Here is a 19,328-nt window from a genome sequence, read left to right as displayed (position 1 = left end):
GGGTCAACGGTCTCTCCTGCCTCGGCCCCGCGGACGGGCTGCACGCTACCACAGCGGATCATTGTTCGAACCCGCCGAAATACGTGGAAGAACCGTCACTGTCCGACTTCCTGGAGTGACCTGTACACAGCGTTGGCGCGTTTGTTACTCTGCCTGCGCGTCGGCCTTCGGTGATCATTTCCGTAACGCGCGCGCGAGCCGCCGCCGGACTCATTCGTCCGAATATTCGGTATACCCGATGGCGCCAGCGGCAGGGAGACCAGTGTCAATCGAGGATTCCCCGACCGTGGAGCACCGGCGGTATCAGACCGGCGCGGAGTCCTCGGTCATCGGCGGCGCGGACGTCGACGGTTCGCCGACGGTCGAGCAGCGCCGACCGGCCGACGACTCGCCCACCGTCGAGATCGACCCCGCGACGGTCACCGGCAGCGCCCCCCAGGGCGGCGGCCTCTCCTCCGGGATGCGCTGGAGCGGCATCTCGATGGCCGGCCGCCAGGTCTTCACGGTGCTGTTCACGATCGTCCTGGCCCGCATCGTCGGGCCCGACTCGTTCGGCATCGTGGCCCAGGCGACCGTGTACATCGGCGTCGTCGGCCTCCTGCTCGACCAGGGCTTCTCCAGCGCCCTGATCCAGCGCCCGATCGTCGAGAAGGACATGCCGGGCGCGGTCGTCACCGTCAACCTCGGCATCGGCGCGCTGCTGGCGGTCATCACCGTCGCGATCGCCCCCGCGTGGGCCCTGTTCATGGAGACCCCGGCGCTGACCGGCGTGCTCATGGCGCTGGCTCCGACGCTGTTCATCCGCTCCCTGGCCATCACCCCGCGCGCGATGCTCCTGCGCGGCATGGAGTTCCGCAAGATCGGCATCGCCGACATCACCAGCGCGGCCCTCGGCGGCGCGGTCGGCGTCACCTACGCGGCGCTCGGAGGCGGCTACTGGGCCCTCGTCGCGCAGATCCTCTCCACCGACATCGTGCTGGCCGTCGTGATGCTGCTGGCCGGCGCGGGCCGCTGGCCAAACCTGCGGATGCACCGGCTCAAGGAGATCGCCGGCTTCTCGTGGCGGGCGTTCGCCGCGGGCCTGCTCATCAACTCGGTGTCGCGCAACATCGACAACGTGCTCGTCGGCCGGTTCCAGGGCCCCGAGCAACTCGCGTTCTACGGGCTGGCCTACCGCCTGCTGCTCCTGCCGGTCCAGCTGGCCAGCACGATGATCGGCACCGTGCTCTTCCCGGCGTTCTCCCGCCTGGCCGGCAACCTGACGGCGCTCGCGTCGGAAACGGCAAAAGCAACACGGGCATTGGCGGCACTGGTACTTCCGGCGATGGCCCTGGTCGCCGCGGCCGCACCCCAGATCGTCCTGCTGCTGTTCGGGCACGACTGGCTGCCGGCGGTGCCCATCGTGCAGGTCCTGGCGACGGCCGGGGCGTTCCAGGCGATCTACACGCCGTCGCACGCGCCGCTGGTCCTGGGTCTCGGCGAGGCGGGGCTCAACCTCAAGCTGGCCTGGCTCACGACGATCGTGTCGACGGTCGGCATCGTGGCCGGCCTGCCGTTCGGCGCGATCGGCGTGGCCATCGGCTACACGATCGCCACCGTCGCGCTGGTCCCGGTCGAGTGGGTGGTCCGCCGCCGGCTGGTGGGGATGACGGTCCGCAGCCAGATCGCGACCCTCGGGCCCGGGCTGCACGTGGGCTTCTGGATGGTCGTCGTCTACCTCGCGATCGCGGTGGCGATCGACGGGCACGACCTGATCGTGCTGATCGCCGGCCTCATCGCCGCCGTGGCCGCCGCCCTCGCCGTGCTGCGCGTGGCCCACCGCACCCAGCTGCGGGAGCTGCTGTCTATGGGTAACAGCCTGGCCGGGCGGTTCGGGCGGTCCTGAGGCGGTACCCACCGGATAGAGCCCTTGTCATCAAAGCGTTGTGCGGGCCGGGCCGCATATGACGACCAGATGAATTCGCGCGTTGAAAAGGCCGCCGCACCCAGGTGCGGCGGCCTTTTTCGTCACGCTGCGTAAGGTCAGTTCGCCGCGCTCTGGGCCGGGGTCTGGGGCCGGCCCTCGGCGCCGTCCTCGAGCTTCTCCAGCCAGATCTCGCGCCAGTACGGCGTGATCGCCCGCGGGCAGTTCGCGTTGAACGCGCCCTCGCAGACCACGTTCTCGAGCACCAGGCACGGGCTCTTCATGTAGATCATCTTGCCGGTGTACTCGTCGATGATCTGGTCGACCTTGCGCAGCACCCGGGCCGTCTTGCCGCAGAACCGGGCCATCTCCGCGTCGAAGCCCATGCCCCGGTTGAGCAGGTTCTCGTTCAGCGTCGGCTCGATCTCCTTACGGGACTTGACCCGCACCAGGTCGCCGACCTCGATGCCGGTGCGGCCGGTCGGCGTCTTGCCCTGGGCCCGGCCGCGCAGGTAGCCCCAGTCCTTGCCGCCCCGGATGCGGGCCCAGCGGGGCAGGGTCTTGTTGGAGGCGCGCTGGATGCGGTTGTACACGCCCACGCCGATCGCCCGCGCGGTCCAGCCGACGCCGAAGTTGCCGGTCCGCACGTCCTTGCTGAACTGACCGAACTCCAGCAGCGGCAGCACCTCGGGCGCCGCGCGCAGCAGCTCGGTGGCCTGGCAGCGGAACCGCTCGGTGCCGTCCTCGAAGGCCGGGCCCTGGGCGTTGCGCACGACCAGCGGCAGCAGCCGGGACGCGGCCGGGGCGGCGACGACCGGGGCGGGATCATCAGCGGAGCCGCCGCGGGCCGACTGCATCGTTCCCGTCGTGGCCTGTGTCGCCTGCCCCGCGTCGGCCGGGTCGACCTTGCTCAGCCAGGCCGTCTTCCAGAACAGCAGGCAGCCGGCCTGGCATCCGCCGTGGCCGCCACCGTCGCAGCGCAGGCCCACGAGATGGACCGCGTGCTCCATTTTCCGCATGCCCGAGCGCTGCATGGTGTCACACGTCTTGTGTGCCGATTTGTACACTCGGAAACGTTTGCCGCAGTACTGCAGCATTTCCGGCATGAATGGCAGCGCATCCAATTCACCCTGCTCGTCGAGTGTGGCGAGAATCTCCTCCTCGCTGCGCACTTCAACCAGGTCGCCGGTCTTCAGGTCAAGCAATTCGCCCTGTTTGGTGGATTGCGTTTGCACGTCAGACTGCCTCCGTCAGCTGCTCGCGGCGCGCCGCGGCACTACCCCTACTGAACAGACCTTGTAACTTTCGCGATCGCCCTGCTCACGGCCGCTTCCCGGCCATGTCACCCCGCCCTGGGACCACGGCCCGCGACCACTCGCTCACCTCGCGGTGAACAGTTGCGGTCGTTTGCCGCAAGCCCGTGCCACCAAAACTGACGGACAATGCGGAATCCGGCATTTCAGCGCCGCCCGAACGGCATCGTTGCCGCTCTTGCCGATCCGCCGCCCATGCCCGCCATTGCACACTCCGCCTCTTATCCGACTCCCCGGACGCGCGTACTCTACGCAACCATAGAGCGCCGCCGAGGAATATGACAGATTTATGACGCCTCTTTTCGGGTCCGAGGGTATCAGTTAAGTTCGGCACCGGACGTCCGACGGCCACGACCATTTTTGGGGGGTCATGTGACCGCGCAAACACGCCCGTTTCATTTCATTACCGGGATGCCCGTGCTGCGGCCACCACTGGCCGGCTGGAGGGACCGGCTCCGGCAGATCGAGGACCTCGGCTTTCACGCCGTCGCCGTCTCCGACCACCTGGGCGACGGCTGGTCGATGGACCCGCTCCTGACGATGGCGAGCGCCGCGGAGGCCACGACCACCCTGCGGGTCGGCACCGGCGTGCTGTGCAACGACTTCTACCACCCGGTCCACCTGCACCGTTCGATAAGCAACCTCGACGTGCTCTCCGGAGGCCGGGTGACGCTGGGGCTGGGGGCCGGCTACCGGCTCACCGACTACCAGGTCTCCGGCGTCCCGTTCGACCCCGCCCCGGTGCGCATCGCCCGGCTGGCCGAGTCCATCGCGGTGCTCAAGGGCCTCTTCGCGGGCGAGCGGTTCGACTTCGCCGGCGAGCACTTCCGCATCAGCGGCCTGACCGGGGCACCCCGGCCGGTCCAGGGCCCGCACCCGCCGATCATGATCGGCGGCGGCGGCCGGCGGATGCTGGAGCTGGCTGCCCGCGAGGCCGACGTCGTGAACATCAACCCGCGGCTCAGCAAGGACCTGTCCATCGAGCGGATCGAGCACGAGCTCAGCAGCGAGGGCCTGCGCGAGAAGGTCGAGCTGGTCCGCACGGCCGCCGCAGCCGCCGGCCGCGACCCCGACGAGCTGCGGCTGCAGGTCAGCATGCTCGACGTCCGGATCGCCGAGCACCACTGGTCCTCGGGCCTGCTGAGCTGGCTGCCCGAGGGCGTCTACGACAGGTCCCCGCTGGCCCTGGACGGCGACGTCACCCGCTGCGCCGACGTCCTGCTGGAGCTGCGCGACGAAACCGGCATTTCCGAAATCCACCTGGGCGGCAACCCGCTCGCGGTCGCGCCCATCGTGAACAAATTGCTGTGACCGTTTTCGCGCAATAAGAACGCCCCGGTGAAAACCTCACCGGGGCGCTGTCGTTGCGGGGCGTTGTCCGTTTCGGGGCGCTGTCGTTGCGGGGGCGTTGTCCGTGTTGCGGGCGCTGTCCGTGCGGGGCGTTGTTCGTTGCGGGGGATGTCCGTTGTCGGGGTGTGCTGCTAGTAGGCGCCGGTGCCGCGGATGACGGCGTTGGCGGTGCGGGCCAGGATGCGCAGGTCGAGCAGCGGCGACCAGTTGTCGACGTAGTTGAGGTCGAGGCGCACCGACTCCTGCCACGACAGGTCGGAGCGGCCGCTGACCTGCCACAGGCCGGTCATGCCCGGCTTGACCAGCAGACGGCGGCGCACGTCGTCGTCGTATCCGGCGACCTCGGACATCAGCGGCGGGCGGGGGCCCACCATCGACATCGTGCCGTTGATGACGTTGAGCAGCTGCGGAAGTTCGTCGAGCGAGGTGCGGCGCAGGATCGAGCCGACCTTCGTCACCCGCGGGTCCCGCTTCATCTTGAACAGCAGGCCGTCGGCGTTCTGGTTGAGGTGCTCGATCTCCTGCCGCTTCTTGTCCGCATCCTTGACCATGGTGCGGAACTTGTAGCAGTGAACTCCTTGCCGTTGATCCCGGCGCGCGGCTGGCGGAACAGGGCCGGCCCCGGGGTCGTGACCCGGATCATGATCGCAGTGAAGATCATGAACGGGCCGGCCAGGATCAGCAGGATCGTGGCCAGCAGCCGGTCGAGCACGTTCTTGACCGCCCGCTGCGGGCCGGTGAGCACGGGGGCGCGCACGTGCAGCAGCGGGCCGCCGCCGCTCGGCAGCACCGCGACCCGCTCGGGCGCGACCTCGGGCAGCGCCGGCGCGACCAGGAGCTCGATGTCGTTGTCCGACAGCTCCCAGGCCAGCCGGCGCATCTTGTACGGGTCCATTTCCAGCGGCAGCGCGACGAGCACCGCGGTGCAGCCGGCGCCGAGTGCGGTCCCGGCGACGTCCTTGAGATCGCCGTACACCGGAATGTTCTGTGCGGTGATTTTGCGGGCCTGGTCGAGGTCGGTGATGCAGGCGCCGGCGACGCGCAGGCCGTAGGAGCGGTCCCGCTGCAGCGCGGTGAGCAGCGTGACGACCGAGTCGGCGGGGCCGATGACCAGGGCGCGTTGGCGGACGTACTCGCGCTGCACGGTCCGCAGCACGGCCAGGGTGGTGTAGCGGCCCGCGATGGTGAGTGCGGCGGCGACGGGCACCGCGACGATGATCGGCTTGAGCAGGTACAGCATGTCGAAGAGCACGCAGATCGGCGCCAGGATCGCGACCGCGACGACCGCGGCGCGCAGGCTCCGGTAGATCATGCCGGTGCGGTTCTCCAGGAACCAGCGGTCGTACATCCGGCTGCCGGCCAGCAGCAGCAGCCAGAACAGGCCGAACGTGATGACGGAGAAGGCGGGCCGCACGCCCTCGCCGGGCGCCACGAAGGCACCGCCCATCAGATCGCCGGCCATGAACAGGACGACAGTCATGATGGCGATCGTCACGGCGAGGACGTCACCGAGAAAGGCGACCGACAGATTGCGCCCGGTCGACCTGAGGCGGCGTCGTTGGACCCCTGGGAACGCCGCCATCACCGCGGTCTCGACCGTGGCCGAATCCGCCAGAACCATCCCAACCCCCTTACGTGCTGCTCAGATCCACTTATCGAAGGTGAAATGTGGTGTTGTGCGGGGCCGCGACTGCCCGTGCACAGTCGAACCCCGGCGGTAAGGTACCGGGTGCGAAGTTTGGCCGGTAGCGTCGTGCCGCATTTCCGACGTGGCTGAAGGTGCTATTGACACCCACGGTGCTGCACCTTTGCGCAAAGCGTCGTCGAATAAGGGAAAAAAGGACAAGACGGCGCGGCGTTCGAAAATCCTTGTCGAATATCACGCTGCGTCGCCTTAATGAAGTTCTATGCCGGACTTAAAAGTTGATGGAGTGACAGGAGTCAATCGGGCCCGACCGGTCCAGCCAGGTCGAACGCTTGATCGCCGAGGACACCGGCATGATCACCGTCCGTTCGATCTTCGTCACTCACCGCAGGAGCAAAAACCGAGCGTCACCATCAAGCCGCCGCCCCCGGCCACTTCCGCCCATTGCGTCGTCCCCGCTATCCGAGCACTGCCCGATTTCGGGGCCACTCGGCAATGGTGCGAGGAACATTTCAATGCATGTGCGCAAATAACTGTCCGGGCTTTCCTGCTCCGCCGACGAGAGGATAGCAGCGCAGGGCCACCTGGCGGCAGGCGGATCCGAGGTCAGTTCATGTCCGGAATGATCGTTTTCGCAGCTCGCAGGCCCCGTTGGTCGGGTTCTGCGGTGGCCTCTCGGCGGACTTCACCCGGTACTTTCGGTCCATTCACCCCGACCGCCGGTACTATCCGGGAAGCTTCAGCCCCGCCGCTGGAGCCGGAGCAGGCACGAGCAGCCGTGGGAGCCCCTCGTGAGCCACAGCACAGGACCGGTCGTCAGCATCGTCACCGTCGCCCACAACTCGCGCGAGGGCCTGCTCAAGGGCCTGGCCGCGGTGCAGCGCAGCACCGAGGTGCCGACCGAGATGATCGTCGTGGACAACGCCTCCACCGACAACACCGCCGCCGCGGTCCGCCACGCCTTCCGCGCGGTGAACGTGATCCGCCGCGACGAGCCGCTGCCCGCTCCCGCCGCCCTCAATCTGGGCGCCGCGGCCGCGAAGGCGCCGTGGCTGCTGTTCCTGGACCCCGGCCTCGAGCCGCTGGGCGACACGATCCGCACCCTTGTCGAGCACGCCGGCTCCCACCCGTCCGACCGCCTCTGCACCGGCCGTACGCTGCGCGACCGCCTGGCTCCGCGGCCGTACTACTGGCCCCATACGGGCCGCCGGGCACGCCGCGTCATCCGCACCGTCCGCGACCGCCTCATCCCCACCGGCCGCCGCCCGGCGACGGGCCGAGTGGACGACGGCCGCACGATCGAGTCCCCGCCGACCCTGCTGGGCACCGTCTGCCTGGCCGCGGGCCTCCCCTTCGACCCGGAGCGCCTCCCCCGGCTGGACCGCGCAATCGGCGGCGCCGTACCGGCCCTGACTCCCCGCATGCTGCTGATCGAGCGCGCGTTGTGGGACCGCCTGGGCGGCTTCGACGAGCGCCTGCCAACGGCCGACCTGTCGGTGCGCGCAAAGGCCCTGGGAGCCCGCCCGACACTTGTCCCGGACGCGCAGATGGCCGCCATCCCACCGGAGCGCCCGACCGGCCGCCATGCCGCACCGGAGCTCCCCCGCCCGCCGGCCCGCCTGGTGACGACGGCGCTGCTGACGGAGCGGATGGCCTACGCCCACCGCCACTTCACCCCGTCCCGCGAGCGGGCCGCCGGGCTGATCCTGACCGCCGCCGCCTGGCTCCGCTCGGCCACTGGCGAGCCCTGGCTCTCCATCTGGCGCCGCCGCGAGTCCTGGCTGGACACCACCGAACCGATGCCCTTCGTCCCGCCCCAGAAGAGCCGCACCCCCGCACTCCACCGCGACCTCTCCCAGCCATAGCGCCGCCACCGACCACCCACTGCCCGCAACAGCATCGGCCAGGTCAACGCAGCGCGGGGTGTGAGGGGCGCGGCGGTGTGACGGCGCGGGAATGCACTGTTGGGGAAGGTGCCGGCGCGGCTTCGCTGCCGGCGGACGGGCACCACGATTCGATGGGCCGGTCGGCGGATCAGCTTGCGGGCGGCGCCGCGGCGGTGGGTGTGGGTTGCGACGCCGCGGAGGGGCAGCGGGATGGGCCGCGGCGGTGGCTGGGCGGAGCGAGGTCAGCCGTAGCGAGGAGCGCTTCGGCTGCGCTGGGTGTTGGGACCGCGGCGATCGCGGGCGCGCCAGCAGCCTGTGTGCCAATGGCGGCGGTCGGTGAGGTCGCCGCGTTCGTCGGCGGGCCAGGCGACCACGTGCGGCACGCCTGGGGCGATCTCCTGGTCACAGCCCGGGCATCGGTACGCCTTCGTCGCGGCCCCGGCGGGGATGTTGCGGACCTGCCACTCGCCGTCGCTCCACTGCTGCACGCTGCCGACGCCGCGCTTGATCCGGTCCAGATCGAGCGGCGGCGGGTCTTCGTCGCGTTTGGGGTGGTTGCGCCGGGGGGACACGCTCCAAGACTAACGTGGCAGGCACTTCGAGTAGCCGCGGAAGCCGCGCCCCACCCTGCGGCCCAGGCGGCCGGCGGTGACCAGGCGCCCCAGCAGCGAGCACGCCACAACGCTCACGAGGTCAGCGCTCCGAGTGGTCACGGAAGCCGCGCCCCACCTTGCGGCCCCCGCGGCCGACGGTGACCAGGCGCCCCAGCAGCGGGCGCGCCGCAACGCTCACGAGGTCAGCGCTCCGAGTGGTCACGGAAGCCGCGCCCCACCTTGCGGCCCAGGTAGCCGGCGGTGACCAGCTGCTCCAGGAGCGGGGCCGGGGCGAAGCCGGGCTCGCGCAGCTCCAGGTACAGCTTCCGCTGCATGGCCAGCGCCACGTCCAGGCCGACGACGTCGAGCAGCTCGAACGGGCCCATCGGGTAACCGCAGCCCAGCTTCATCGCGGCGTCGATGTCGTCGGCCGTCGAGTATGAGGCCTCGACCATCTTGACGGCGTCGTTGAGGTACGGGAACAGCAGCGCATTCACCACGAAGCCCGACCGGTCCGCGCAGACGACCGGGTGCTTCGCCACGGCGCGGGCGGCGGCGGTGGCCGTGGCGATCGTCGCGTCGGAGGTACGGATCGTGCGGACCACCTCGACCAGCCCCACCGCCGGGGCCGGGTTGAAGAAGTGGAGCCCCACCACGTCGGCCGGGCGCCGGGTGGCGACCGCGAGCTCGATGACCGGCAGGCTCGACGTGGTGGTGGCGAGCACGACGCCGGGCTTGCAGGTCTCGTCGAGCGCGGCGAACAGCGCCTTCTTGACCGAGAGGTCCTCGACCACGGCCTCGACGACCAGGTCGACGTCGGCGAGGTGCTCGATGGTGGCCGACCAGGTGACCCGGCCGAGCGCCGCGTCCCGGGCGGCCTCGTCGAGCGTGCCGCGCACGACCGCCTCGTCGAGCGACGTCTTCAGCGCCTCCCCGGTGCGGCCCGACTGCTCGGCGCCCCGGGTGACGGAGACGACCTCGAGCCCGGCCCGGGCGAACACCTCGATGATGCCCGTCGCCATGGTGCCCGAGCCGACCACGCCGACCTTCGCGATCGTCCGCGCCTCGGACTCCGTCGCGGTCGCGGCCACGCCGTCCACGACGACCGGTGAGCCGGGCTTCTCGTACGCGTAGAAGCCCCGGCCCGACTTCCGCCCCAGCAGCCCGGCGGTGACCATCTGCTTGATGAGCGGCACTGGGGCGTGGCGACGGTCCCTACCGCCGCGGCGGTACATGGTGTCGAGGATCTCGTAGGCGGTGTCGAGCCCGATCAGGTCCAGCAGCGCGAGCGGGCCCATGGGCAGCCCGCAGCCCAGCTTCATGGCCGCGTCGATGTCCTCGCGCGAGGCGTATCTGGCCTCCAGCAGCGAGACTGCCTGGTTGAGGTACCCGAACAGGAGCGCGTTCGCGATGAACCCGGCCCGGTCGCCGATGGTGACGTCGACCTTGCCGAGCCGCGCGCACAGGCCCTCGATGTCGGTGACGACGTCATCGGCCGTGACGACGGTCCGGACGACCTCGACGAGCTTCATGACCGGGGCCGGGTTGAAGAAGTGCATGCCGATGACCCGGTCGGGCCGGCCCGTGGCGACCGAGATCTCGGTGACGGACAGGCTCGAGGTGTTGGTGGCCAGGATGGCGTCGGCCTTGCACACGCCGTCGAGGTCGGCGAAGAGCCGCTGCTTGAGCTCGAGCTGCTCGGGCACCGCCTCGATCACCAGGTCGACGGCGTGCAGTGACGGCAGCCCGACCGCGAACGTGACCCGCTCCAGCAGTGCGTCACGGTCCGCCTCGGACAGCTTCCCCTTGCGCACCGCCCGGTCGACGCTCCCTCGCAGGTTGTCCCGGCCCCGCTGCAGCGCCGCCTCGTTGATCTCGACAGCCAGGACGGCGATCCCGTTGCGGGCGAACACCTCGACGATGCCGGCGCCCATGGTCCCGAGCCCCACCACGCCCACGGATGCAAACTCGCGCCCCATCGCCACCCCTCCTAAACGCTCATTCAGGCCAAGGGCGAGTCTGCCACGCCGACCCCCATCGATCCCCGCCCTGTGGCAAATGCCCCTGTGCCCATGGTGTACCGGCCCCGGCTCCTACGCTCCGCCACGCCCCTTCGACCCCGCCCCGCCACCCAGCACCACTCCGCACTGCTTTGCCATACCCGGCCCTGCCCCGCACCGCCGCGCCCGCTTTGCCGCGCACCGCACCGCACTGCACCGCCCCGCCGCGCACCGCTTTGCCGCGCCTTGCCCCGCCGCCCTGCCGCGCCGAGCATCTCTCCTGGCGCGCCTTGCCCCGCCGCGCACCGCACTGCACCGCCGCACACCGCACTGCCCCGCCGCGCACCGCCTTGCCGCGCCTTGCCCCGCCGCCCTGCCGCCCTGCCGCGCCGAGCATCTCTCCTGCCGCGCCTTGCCCCGCCGCGCACCGCACTGCACCGCCGCACACCGCACTGCCCGCCGCGCACCGCCTTGCCCCGCCGCGCACCGCACTGCACCGCCCTGCCTGCAGCGCACCGCACTGCACCGCCCTGCCTGCAGCGCCCCGCACCGCAGCGCCCTGCCCGCCGCGCCCTGCCCCGCAGCGCCGCGCCGCGCCGCGCCGCGCCGGCGATCGTGGCGGCTACCTACGTCCAGCGGATCGTCGCCCGGTCCCGCCACACCTCCAGCACCGCCGCGCTGCCCTGCACGTCGAGATCCTCGGTGGTGCGCCGGTTCCACAGCGCCAGGTACAGCGCGCTCGACGGGCCGCGCAGGGTGCAGTCGGCGTCGTCGGAGAGGCCGCGGACGATGGTGGCGCCGACCGGGGTCATGGTCACCGTCCACGCGTGCGGCCCGTCGGCGGACGCGCCGTCGGTCGCGTGGACCGACAGCGTGCAGTCGACCTCGCTGCGCAGCCGGCGGCCGCGGGCGCCGTAGAAGCCCATCAGCAGCTCGTCGATCCCGTCGAGCCCCAGATCGGCCTCCACACCGGCGATGGAGCCGACCGCGCCCTGCAGGTCGGCCCGATGGATCGTGGTCTCGTGGGCCTGGCGGCGGGCCCAGAACGCGAGCGGGGACTCGGCCGGCAGGAAGTGCCAGCAGGCGGTGTCGGCCGGGGCCGCCCGCAGCACGTCGACGAGCGCGGTGTGGCCGGCCTGGAACCAGTCGAGCAGCGCGGGGTCCTCGGGGAACGGCCCGACCGCGTCGGCCTCCTCGTCGTCGGTCAGGATCGCCGAGCGGCCGGTGCGGACGTAGGCGGCGGCCCATCGATGGACGTAGCCGACATGCTGCACCAGCTCGCGGACGGTCCACTCCGGGCAGGTCGGAACCGGGGCGTCGAAGCCGGCCTTCTCCGCGGCATCGACGAGATCCAGTCCGGCGCGCTCCAATGCGTCAACATGCCGACCGATCTCCATGCCGACACAGTGCCACAGGGGTACGACAAAAAAAGACGGCTACCGGACGGACGAGGAGGGCGACGAGGGGGCTAACCGAGCCAAACTCCGGCAATCCAGATCCCGGCGATGATGAACGCCGTGGCCAGCTCGATGAGCATCGACAGGCCCGCCGCCTTCAGCGCGTGCTTCGTGGACTGCCAGGCGCTCGCGGCGTTCGACTGCCGGGCCAGCTCCACCAGGTAGATGCCGAGGATGAACCCGGCGATCAGGCCGACGACCGGGATCACGAAGAAGCCGATGATGCCGCCGACCCCGCCCAGGAACAGCGTCAGGTTCGATACGCCGGCCCGCTTCAGGTTGCGCCCCGGCACCAGGTACTTCGCGACGAAGCCCAGCGCCAGCACCACCGTCGCCGCTATCCCGACCGCCCAGCCGGTCGCGCCGTGGCCGCCGAAGACCGCCCACGCGGCGACGCCGGCCCAGCACAGCAGGAGGCCGGGGATCATCGGGACCAGCACCCCGATGATGCCCACGACGACGCAGATCGGCGCGATGATGGAGACCAGGCCGCCGCTGTCGGTCACATTCACACGCAACACTGTGCAGCACGCGGCGGCCCGGCGCATCCGCCCACGCCCGTTCGCGGCGCTCCGGACGGACCGATCACGCGCCGACGACCTCGCGCAGGACGGCGGCGAAGTCGAGCGGGCGCTCCACGTGCGGGCTGTGCCCGACGCCGGTCCAGACGACCTCGCGGTAGGAGCCACCGCGGTCGGCGTACCGTGAAAGGACCGCCCTTGTCTGTCCGATCATCGGCTGCGGCGGGCACGCCTCCTCGCCGGGCCAGCCGGGCACGAGCCCGAGCTTGCCCAGCTGGGCCAGGTCGAACAGCGACGCGTCCGACACGATCACGTCCTGGTCGCCGCGAACCCAGGTGATCGGCGGCTTCACCGGCACGTCGGCGATCCCGGACAGGTCCAGCCAGCGCGGCGACATGGTGTTGAGGACGCCCTTGGTGCCGGGGCCCAGGCCCGGCCACTGCTGGCTGGACGTACCATCGCCGGGGTATTGATCTTCGCCGATCGACGTGGACAGCATGCTGTCGACGAGCAGGTCCTCGTCCGCACCGAAGTCGAAGCCCGGGGCGGCGTAGAAGGCGCGCAGCACGTTGCGGGGGCTGGCCTGCTCTGCGGTCCCGCGATCCTGGGCCTGCAGGAGCCGGACGAAGTCGGGGTTCGCCGACGCGCCGCCCGAGCCCGCGTGGTCGGCGGTGGTCGGCGTGCCGTCGAGGTCGCGGGTGCCGCCGAAGCCGTACGGCGAGACGGGCGCCTCCAGCACTAAGGCGCCGATGCGCTCGGGGTGGTCCAGCAGCAGCTGCATGGCCACGCCGCCGCCCATCGAGTGGCCCACCACCGTGATCGGGTCCGGACCGAGCAGGGGCTCGAGGTCGTCGGCGAAGTCGCGCAGCCCGCGGGTGGCGTCGATGCCGAGCGCCTCACTCTTGCCGAATCCGCGCAGGTCGGGCCGGACCACGCGCCAATGCGGCGGCAGGTGCCGGACGAGCGGTTCCCAATATGTCGAGTCGGACACGTTGCCGTGAATGAGCAGTACTGTCGGGCCGCTGTCCGGCCCCTGGGTCGTGACGTGCATCACCGCATGGTCGCACCGCCTGTGGGCCTGTCACATGTGGGCGGCCCACACACCTTCAGCGCAGCACGGCCTCCTCCCGGCCATACCTCGTCAGCGACCAGATCACCGCGACGTCAGCGGCGATGATCAGCATCGACCACAGCGGGTAGTACGGCAGGAACACAAAGTTGGCGACCGCGCTCAGGGAAGCCAGCACGATCCCGACGACCCGGCCCCACAGCTGCCCGGCGAGCACGGCCCCGCCGGCTAGCAGCAGCAGCACGCCGAGCGCGAGATGGGTCCAGCCCCAGCCGACGACGGAGAAGCCGAAGAGGTAGCTCCCGGCCAGGATGTAGAAGGCCCGCTGGAAGATCGCCGTGAGCCCGACGACCACCTGGAAGATGCCGATGACGATCATCAGGCTGGCCCCGAACGGGCGCCGGAAGGTCTCCATACCCTGCACGATCGACGCCCGGCGAATGATCGGCCCTCGCCCGCGCCGGGTGCCTTCTAGAAACTTGAAGCTTCAAGTACAGTCTCGGGCCATGAATATTTTTCTGTGGGTACTGCAGTGCCTGCTGGGCGTGGCATTCGTGGGCGCCGGCGTCACCAAGGCGACCCAGCCGGTGGAGAAGCTGGCCGAGAAGATGACCTGGGTGCCGCGGTACAGCAAGGGCACTGTCCGGTTCATCGGCATCGTCGAGATCCTGGGTGGCCTCGGGCTGATCCTGCCGTGGGCGACCGGGATCGCACCGATCCTGACCCCGCTCGCCGCTGTCGGCCTGGCGATCATCATGCTGCTGGCGATCGTCGATCACGCGCGGGCGAAGGAGTACCCGATGATCGTCGTCAACCTCGTCCTCGGCGCCCTCGCGGTGATCATCGCGATCGGCCGATTCTGAACTTACTGTGGTGGGCATGACGGACGAGCCGCGATGGCTGGACGACACCGAGCGCCGGGCTTGGCTGTCGCTGCTGGCCGTCGTGCTCGTCGGGTTTCCCGAGCTGGAGCGCACGTTCCGCCCGCACGGCCTGGTCCACGTCGAATACGGGCTGCTGGCCGCCCTCAGCGAGGCCGGCGACGGGCTACGGCTGTCCGACCTGGCCGGGCAGATGAACATGTCGCCGAGCCGGCTGAGTCACCGCATGCGCAAGCTCGTCGAGCTCGGGTACGTCGACGTCGCCCCCGACTCCGGCGACGGCCGGGTCAGCATCGCCCGGATCACCGACGCCGGCCGCGCGTTCGCCGAGCGCGTCGCGCCCGAGCACGTGGCCGACGTCCGCCGGCTGATCTTCGACCACCTCGACGAGGCGCAGACGGCCGCCCTCGCCGACGCGCTCGAGGCCGTCGCGGGGAAGCTCGGCGACTCGTGCCCGGGTGCGCCGAAGGGACCACCCGCGGGCGGCACACGGGCCATATAAATGATCCCGGCACAGGAATAGAGTGACCCCATGCGTGCCGTCGTGATCACCGGAGTCTCCCGCGGCCTGGGCGCCGCCCTCTTCGACGTGTCCACCACACGCGGCGATCGGATCCTGGCGGTCGGCCGGCACTTCAGCCCCGAACAACAGCAGCTCCGCGACGAACACCCGGGCGACGTGACGCTCTTCTCCACCGACCTCGCGGACGCCCACTGGCTCCCCGACCACGACACGCTGCGCGCGTTCCTGCGCGACGCCGACGACGTGGTACTGATCCACAACGCGGCAGTCGTCGAGCCGATCGGCGAGATCGGCCGCCTCACCACCCAGGCGATCACCAACTCGATCGCGGTCAACCTCACGGCCCCGGTGGTCCTCACCAACACATTCCTGCGCGCCGCCCCGCCCGACGCGCGGATGCGCATCCTGTTCATCTCCTCCGGCGCCGCCCACCGGGTCATCGACGGCTGGGCGCTGTACTGCACGACGAAGGCCGCCGGCGAGACGTTCTTCGACGTCCTCTCCTCCCAGGTCCGCGAGGACGAACGAATCTCGATCACCAACGTCGACCCCGGCCAGATGGACACCGGCATGCAGGAGAACATCCGCCGCGCCGCCACGTCCGGCGCCTACTTCCCGGGCCGGCAACGGTGGGTCGACGCCCACGCCGAAGGGCGCCTCGCCGATCCTCTCGCGGTCGCCGAGCGCATCCTCAAGGAACACGCCTCTTAACGAGCTTCCGGGTTCCTGGCCACTTCGCTTCCGCCCCGGGCAGGGAGCGGTCGCGCCTGCCAGCGCTCGCGTCCGCGCGTGTACCTGGGCTGAGCCCGCATGCGTCGCGCTCGCGTCCGTGCGTGTGCGTGTGCGTGGGCGCGTCCGCGCGTGTGCGTGAGCTAAGCCCGCGTGCGCCGCGCTCGCGTCCGCGCGTGTGTGGGCTGGTCCGCGCGTGTGTGGAGCCGCGCCAGCACGTACGCCCGCTTGCATCCGGCCATGTGCAGGGTCCGCGCCCGCGTGTGCCGCGCCTCGCCCGCGTGTCCGCGTCAGCGTGTGCACATGGGCCAGCCCGCGTCCGCGCATGCCAGCCGCCCGCGTCCGCGCGTGTGCCGCGCTTCGCGGGTCCGCGCGTGTGCCGCGCCTCGCCCGCGTGTCCACGTCAGCGGGGGCACATGGGCCAGCCCGCGTCCGCGCATGCCAGCCGCCCGCGTCCGCGCGTGTGCCGCGTCTCGCGCGGACGCGGGCGCGGGCCAGGCCTCGCGCGGGCACGGCCTCGCGCGGGCGCGGGCACGCGTCCGCGCGTGTGGGTGTTGGGCTTGCGGCTCGGTTGGTCTGCGTGTGCTTTACGGTGCGGCCAGCACCTGGCGCAGCTTCGCCGCGAAGGGGCCGGCGTCTCCGAACCCGCCGTGCCCATGTGGGAATTCGACGACCTCCGCGTCCAGCCGCGCTCCCAGCTCGCGGCCGGCGCGGTTCGGCGGCTCTCCCGCGCTCGTCGCGCCGACGGCCGGCACGATTCGCACTGTCCCTGAGCGCAGGCCCTCGAGATCGGGAACGACCGCGGCGATGGGCGGCACCTCGTACGCGATGAAGTACTCCATGTTGCGCTGCATCCGCGCCCCGGACTCGGCCGTCGGCGGTGCGCTCGGGGTGTCGTCGTCACCGTGCATGGCCATTGCCGCGCCGAAGACTCCCATGGCGGCCTCTGTGCCGTGCTCGCGGTACGCCGCGGCCACCTCTGTGAACACCGCGCGGAAGCGGTCGAAGTCGGGTAGCAGCTCGAACAGCGGCGGCTCGTGCGCGACGACGGTGCGGACCATGCCCGGGTACCGCGCGGCGAGTTCCAGCGCGATCACCGCCCCCGAGCTGTTGCCGAACACGTCGGCCGGCTCGTCCTCGGTGACGCCTACGGCGCCGAGCAGCCGGTACGCGTCGTCGGCCTGCTCCTCCAGGATGATCTCGGACGGCGGGCCGTCCAGGGGGCTGCGGGAGTTGCCGCGCCGGTCGTAGGTGACCACGGTGCGCTCACCGGCGAGCTCATCGGCCAGGGCCTCGAACCCCTCGGCGTCGTAGATCCCGCCGCAGATCAGCAGCAGGACCGGCCCGCTGCCGCGGACCTCGTAGTGCAACGTCGCGCCGGGCACCTTGAGCTGTTCGATCTTCATCCGTTCCTCCTGGGCCTGTGTCCACCCACTGGTCGGAGTGCGCACCGGGTTTTCGACATCGCGGGGCCGCTCGGGGCTTACTCGTGAGTAATTTCCGGGTTTACACTCGCGCCATGACCGCCACGCGAACGCCCGGCGTCCCCGCCATCGACGAGGGCTCGCTGATCTCGACCAACCCCGCGACGGGCGAGGAGGTCGGCCGCTTCCCGGTCGCCTCCACCGATTCTCTCACCGCCGCCGTCGCCCGGGCGCGTGACGCGGCCGCATGGTGGGCCGGACTCGGATTCTCCGGGCGGAAGCAGCGCCTGCTGGCGTTCCGCAGCGTGCTCACCAACCGCCTCGAGGAGCTGGCCGCGCTCATGAACCGCGAGGGCGGCAAGCCGCGCGCGGACGCGTTGGTCGAGGCGATCGCGGCGGTCGACCACATCGCGTGGGCGGCGCAGCGGGCCCGCAAGGTGCTCGGGCGCCGGCGGGTCGGGAGCTCGCTGCTGCTGAAGGAGCACGCGGCGTTCCTCGAATATCTGCCGCTGGGCGTGGTCGGGGTGATCGGGCCCTGGAACTACCCGATTCTCACGCCGATGGGGTCGATCGCCTACGCGCTTGCCGCGGGCAATGCGGTGGTGTTCAAGCCCAGCGAGTACACACCGGCAGTGGGTCAATGGTTTGTCGACCGCTTCAACGAGGTCGTCCCCGAGCACCCGGTCCTGCAGATCGTCCACGGCCTCGGCGACGTCGGCGCGGCCCTCTGCCGCAGCGGGGTCGACAAGATCGCCTTCACCGGCTCGACGGCCACCGGCAAGAAGGTCATGGCCGTGGCGGCCGAGTCCCTCACGCCCGTGCTGCTGGAGTGCGGCGGCAAGGACGCGATGGTCGTGGCGGCCGACGCCGACCTGGACGAGGCCGCGAGCGCCTGTGTCTGGGGCGGCCTGACCAACGCCGGCCAGACCTGCGTCGGCATTGAGCGGGTGTACGTCGCCGAGCCGATCTTCGACGACTTCCTCAACCGCGTCGTGGCCCGCGCCGCCAAGCTCACCGTGGGCGCCGAGCCCTCCTCGGACATCGGCCCGATCACCATGCCGTCCCAGATCGAGATCATCCGCCGCCACATCGAAGACGCCCTCACCCGCGGCGGCCGCGCCGTGCTGGGCGGCGCGGAGGCGGTCCAGCCACCGTTCGTGAACCCCACGATCCTGGTCGACGTGCCGGAGGACGCCGCCGCCGTCCAGGAGGAGACCTTCGGCCCGACCTTGACCGTCAGCCGGGTCCGCGACGCGGCCGAGGGCGTACGGCTGGCGAACAGCACGGGCTACGGCCTGGGCGGCGCCATCTTCTCGAAGTCTCAGGGCCTCAGTCTGGCCCGCCAGGTCCGCTCGGGCATGACATCGGTCAACTCGGCCCTGACCTTCGCCGGCATGCCCGCACTCCCCTTCGGCGGCGTCGGCAACTCCGGCTTCGGCCGCATTCACGGCGACGACGGCCTGCGCGAGTTCACCCGCCCGAAGTCCATCGTGAAGCGCCGCGCTCCGTCTCTGCTGGCCGCCACGACGTTCGACCGAACCGAGAAGACCATCTCCCAGATGCTGCGCGTGGTCCGCCTGGTCCACGGCCGCTCCAAGTAGCCACTACCGCCAGCGTCATCAGGTCACCGCAACCCCGCTCACGCACACGCCGCGCGCGCCACAGCCGCGTCCGCGCCCGCCCGCCGGACGCACGCGTCCGCGCGTAGGACGACGGCAGGCACGCGTCCGCGCGTGGGACGACGGCCGGCACGCGTCCGCGAGTGGGACGACGGCCGGCACGCGTCCGCGAGTGGGACGACGGCAGGCGTCCGCGCGCAGGACTACGGCCGAAGCCGGCAGCCACGCGTCCGCGCGCAGGACCAGCGACGCGCGGCCGAGCCGCACCCCGATACGCGTCCGCGCGCGTGAGGGGGCGATGCGTGACCGAGCGGCCGGCCCAATTCGCGTCCGCGCGTGCAAGGCAATCGGTGCGCGACCGAGCGGCCAGCCTGAGACGCGTCCGGGCGCGCGCGGGCCGGCGATGTGACTGAAC

Annotated in this window: 15 protein-coding genes and 1 pseudogene; 7 read left to right on the top strand and 9 right to left on the bottom strand. The window is 70.9% G+C overall.

Annotated elements, in window-relative coordinates; all coding sequences use genetic code 11:
* Positions 1-262: 262 nt before the first annotated feature.
* Complete coding sequence (locus tag Dvina_RS07470) at positions 263-1,885, top strand: lipopolysaccharide biosynthesis protein (protein ID WP_223101612.1); 1,623 nt, start codon at positions 263-265, stop codon at positions 1,883-1,885.
* A gap of 137 nt (positions 1,886-2,022) precedes the next feature.
* Here Dvina_RS07470 and Dvina_RS07465 read toward each other — a convergent pair whose 3' ends face one another.
* Positions 2,023-3,138, bottom strand: coding sequence for a hypothetical protein (locus Dvina_RS07465; RefSeq protein WP_246656084.1), 1,116 nt, complete (start codon positions 3,136-3,138; stop codon positions 2,023-2,025).
* A 489-nt stretch (positions 3,139-3,627) separates the two neighbouring features.
* Between Dvina_RS07465 and Dvina_RS07460 the strand changes: the two genes are divergently transcribed.
* Positions 3,628-4,527: a TIGR03621 family F420-dependent LLM class oxidoreductase gene (locus Dvina_RS07460; protein ID WP_223101611.1), complete on the top strand. Its 900-nt coding sequence runs from the start codon at positions 3,628-3,630 to the stop codon at positions 4,525-4,527.
* A gap of 170 nt (positions 4,528-4,697) precedes the next feature.
* On the opposite strand, the pseudogene Dvina_RS54060 reads toward Dvina_RS07460, so the two are convergent.
* Positions 4,698-5,878: pseudogene (locus Dvina_RS54060) on the bottom strand (sugar transferase).
* Positions 5,879-7,002: 1,124 nt separating this feature from the next.
* Here Dvina_RS54060 and Dvina_RS07445 point away from each other — a divergent pair.
* Complete coding sequence (locus tag Dvina_RS07445) at positions 7,003-8,076, top strand: glycosyltransferase family 2 protein (protein ID WP_223101608.1); 1,074 nt, start codon at positions 7,003-7,005, stop codon at positions 8,074-8,076.
* Between the two features lie 263 nt (positions 8,077-8,339).
* Here Dvina_RS07445 and Dvina_RS07440 read toward each other — a convergent pair whose 3' ends face one another.
* From Dvina_RS07440 to Dvina_RS07415, 6 genes are all read right to left on the bottom strand, one after another.
* Positions 8,340-8,615, bottom strand: coding sequence for a hypothetical protein (locus tag Dvina_RS07440; protein WP_379992997.1), 276 nt, complete (start codon positions 8,613-8,615; stop codon positions 8,340-8,342).
* A 278-nt stretch (positions 8,616-8,893) separates the two neighbouring features.
* Complete coding sequence (locus Dvina_RS07435) at positions 8,894-10,669, bottom strand: 3-hydroxyacyl-CoA dehydrogenase family protein (RefSeq protein WP_223101606.1); 1,776 nt, start codon at positions 10,667-10,669, stop codon at positions 8,894-8,896.
* A gap of 647 nt (positions 10,670-11,316) precedes the next feature.
* A complete protein-coding gene (locus tag Dvina_RS07430; protein WP_223101605.1) occupies positions 11,317-12,087 on the bottom strand; it encodes a maleylpyruvate isomerase family mycothiol-dependent enzyme in 771 nt (256 codons plus the stop codon).
* A 71-nt stretch (positions 12,088-12,158) separates the two neighbouring features.
* Positions 12,159-12,659: a DUF456 domain-containing protein gene (locus Dvina_RS07425; protein ID WP_223101604.1), complete on the bottom strand. Its 501-nt coding sequence runs from the start codon at positions 12,657-12,659 to the stop codon at positions 12,159-12,161.
* Positions 12,660-12,732: 73 nt separating this feature from the next.
* Positions 12,733-13,719 (bottom strand): alpha/beta fold hydrolase, encoded by a 987-nt coding sequence (locus Dvina_RS07420; RefSeq protein WP_223101603.1) that lies wholly within the window; start codon positions 13,717-13,719, stop codon positions 12,733-12,735.
* Between the two features lie 55 nt (positions 13,720-13,774).
* The gene (locus Dvina_RS07415) at positions 13,775-14,152 is read right to left on the bottom strand and encodes a DUF7144 family membrane protein (RefSeq protein ID WP_223101602.1); all 378 of its coding nucleotides are present in this window, start codon (positions 14,150-14,152) and stop codon (positions 13,775-13,777) included.
* A gap of 91 nt (positions 14,153-14,243) precedes the next feature.
* On the opposite strand from Dvina_RS07415, the gene Dvina_RS07410 reads away from it, so the two are divergent.
* Genes Dvina_RS07410 through Dvina_RS07400 form a run of 3 tightly spaced genes read left to right on the top strand, consistent with a single transcriptional unit; the run spans position 14,244 to position 15,852 of the window.
* Positions 14,244-14,600 carry a DoxX family protein gene (locus Dvina_RS07410; protein ID WP_223101601.1) on the top strand — a complete coding sequence of 119 codons (357 nt, stop codon included), beginning with the start codon at positions 14,244-14,246 and terminating at the stop codon, positions 14,598-14,600.
* 16 nt (positions 14,601-14,616) lie between these two features.
* The gene (locus tag Dvina_RS07405; protein WP_223101600.1) at positions 14,617-15,120 is read left to right on the top strand and encodes a MarR family winged helix-turn-helix transcriptional regulator; all 504 of its coding nucleotides are present in this window, start codon (positions 14,617-14,619) and stop codon (positions 15,118-15,120) included.
* Between the two features lie 30 nt (positions 15,121-15,150).
* Positions 15,151-15,852, top strand: coding sequence for an SDR family NAD(P)-dependent oxidoreductase (locus tag Dvina_RS07400; protein ID WP_223101599.1), 702 nt, complete (start codon positions 15,151-15,153; stop codon positions 15,850-15,852).
* 605 nt (positions 15,853-16,457) lie between these two features.
* On the opposite strand, the gene Dvina_RS07395 is transcribed toward Dvina_RS07400, so the two are convergent.
* Positions 16,458-17,276 (bottom strand): alpha/beta fold hydrolase, encoded by an 819-nt coding sequence (locus Dvina_RS07395; RefSeq protein ID WP_223101598.1) that lies wholly within the window; start codon positions 17,274-17,276, stop codon positions 16,458-16,460.
* 113 nt (positions 17,277-17,389) lie between these two features.
* Here Dvina_RS07395 and Dvina_RS07390 point away from each other — a divergent pair, with 113 nt between their 5' ends.
* A complete protein-coding gene (locus Dvina_RS07390; RefSeq protein WP_223101597.1) occupies positions 17,390-18,895 on the top strand; it encodes an aldehyde dehydrogenase family protein in 1,506 nt (501 codons plus the stop codon).
* Positions 18,896-19,328 lie beyond the last annotated feature (433 nt).

Source organism: Dactylosporangium vinaceum (genome assembly GCF_019904175.1).
Lineage (GTDB): Bacteria > Actinomycetota > Actinomycetes > Mycobacteriales > Micromonosporaceae > Dactylosporangium > Dactylosporangium vinaceum.
The sequence above is the reverse complement of the archived record's forward strand: the minus strand, read 5'-3'. Positions and strand labels throughout refer to the sequence as shown.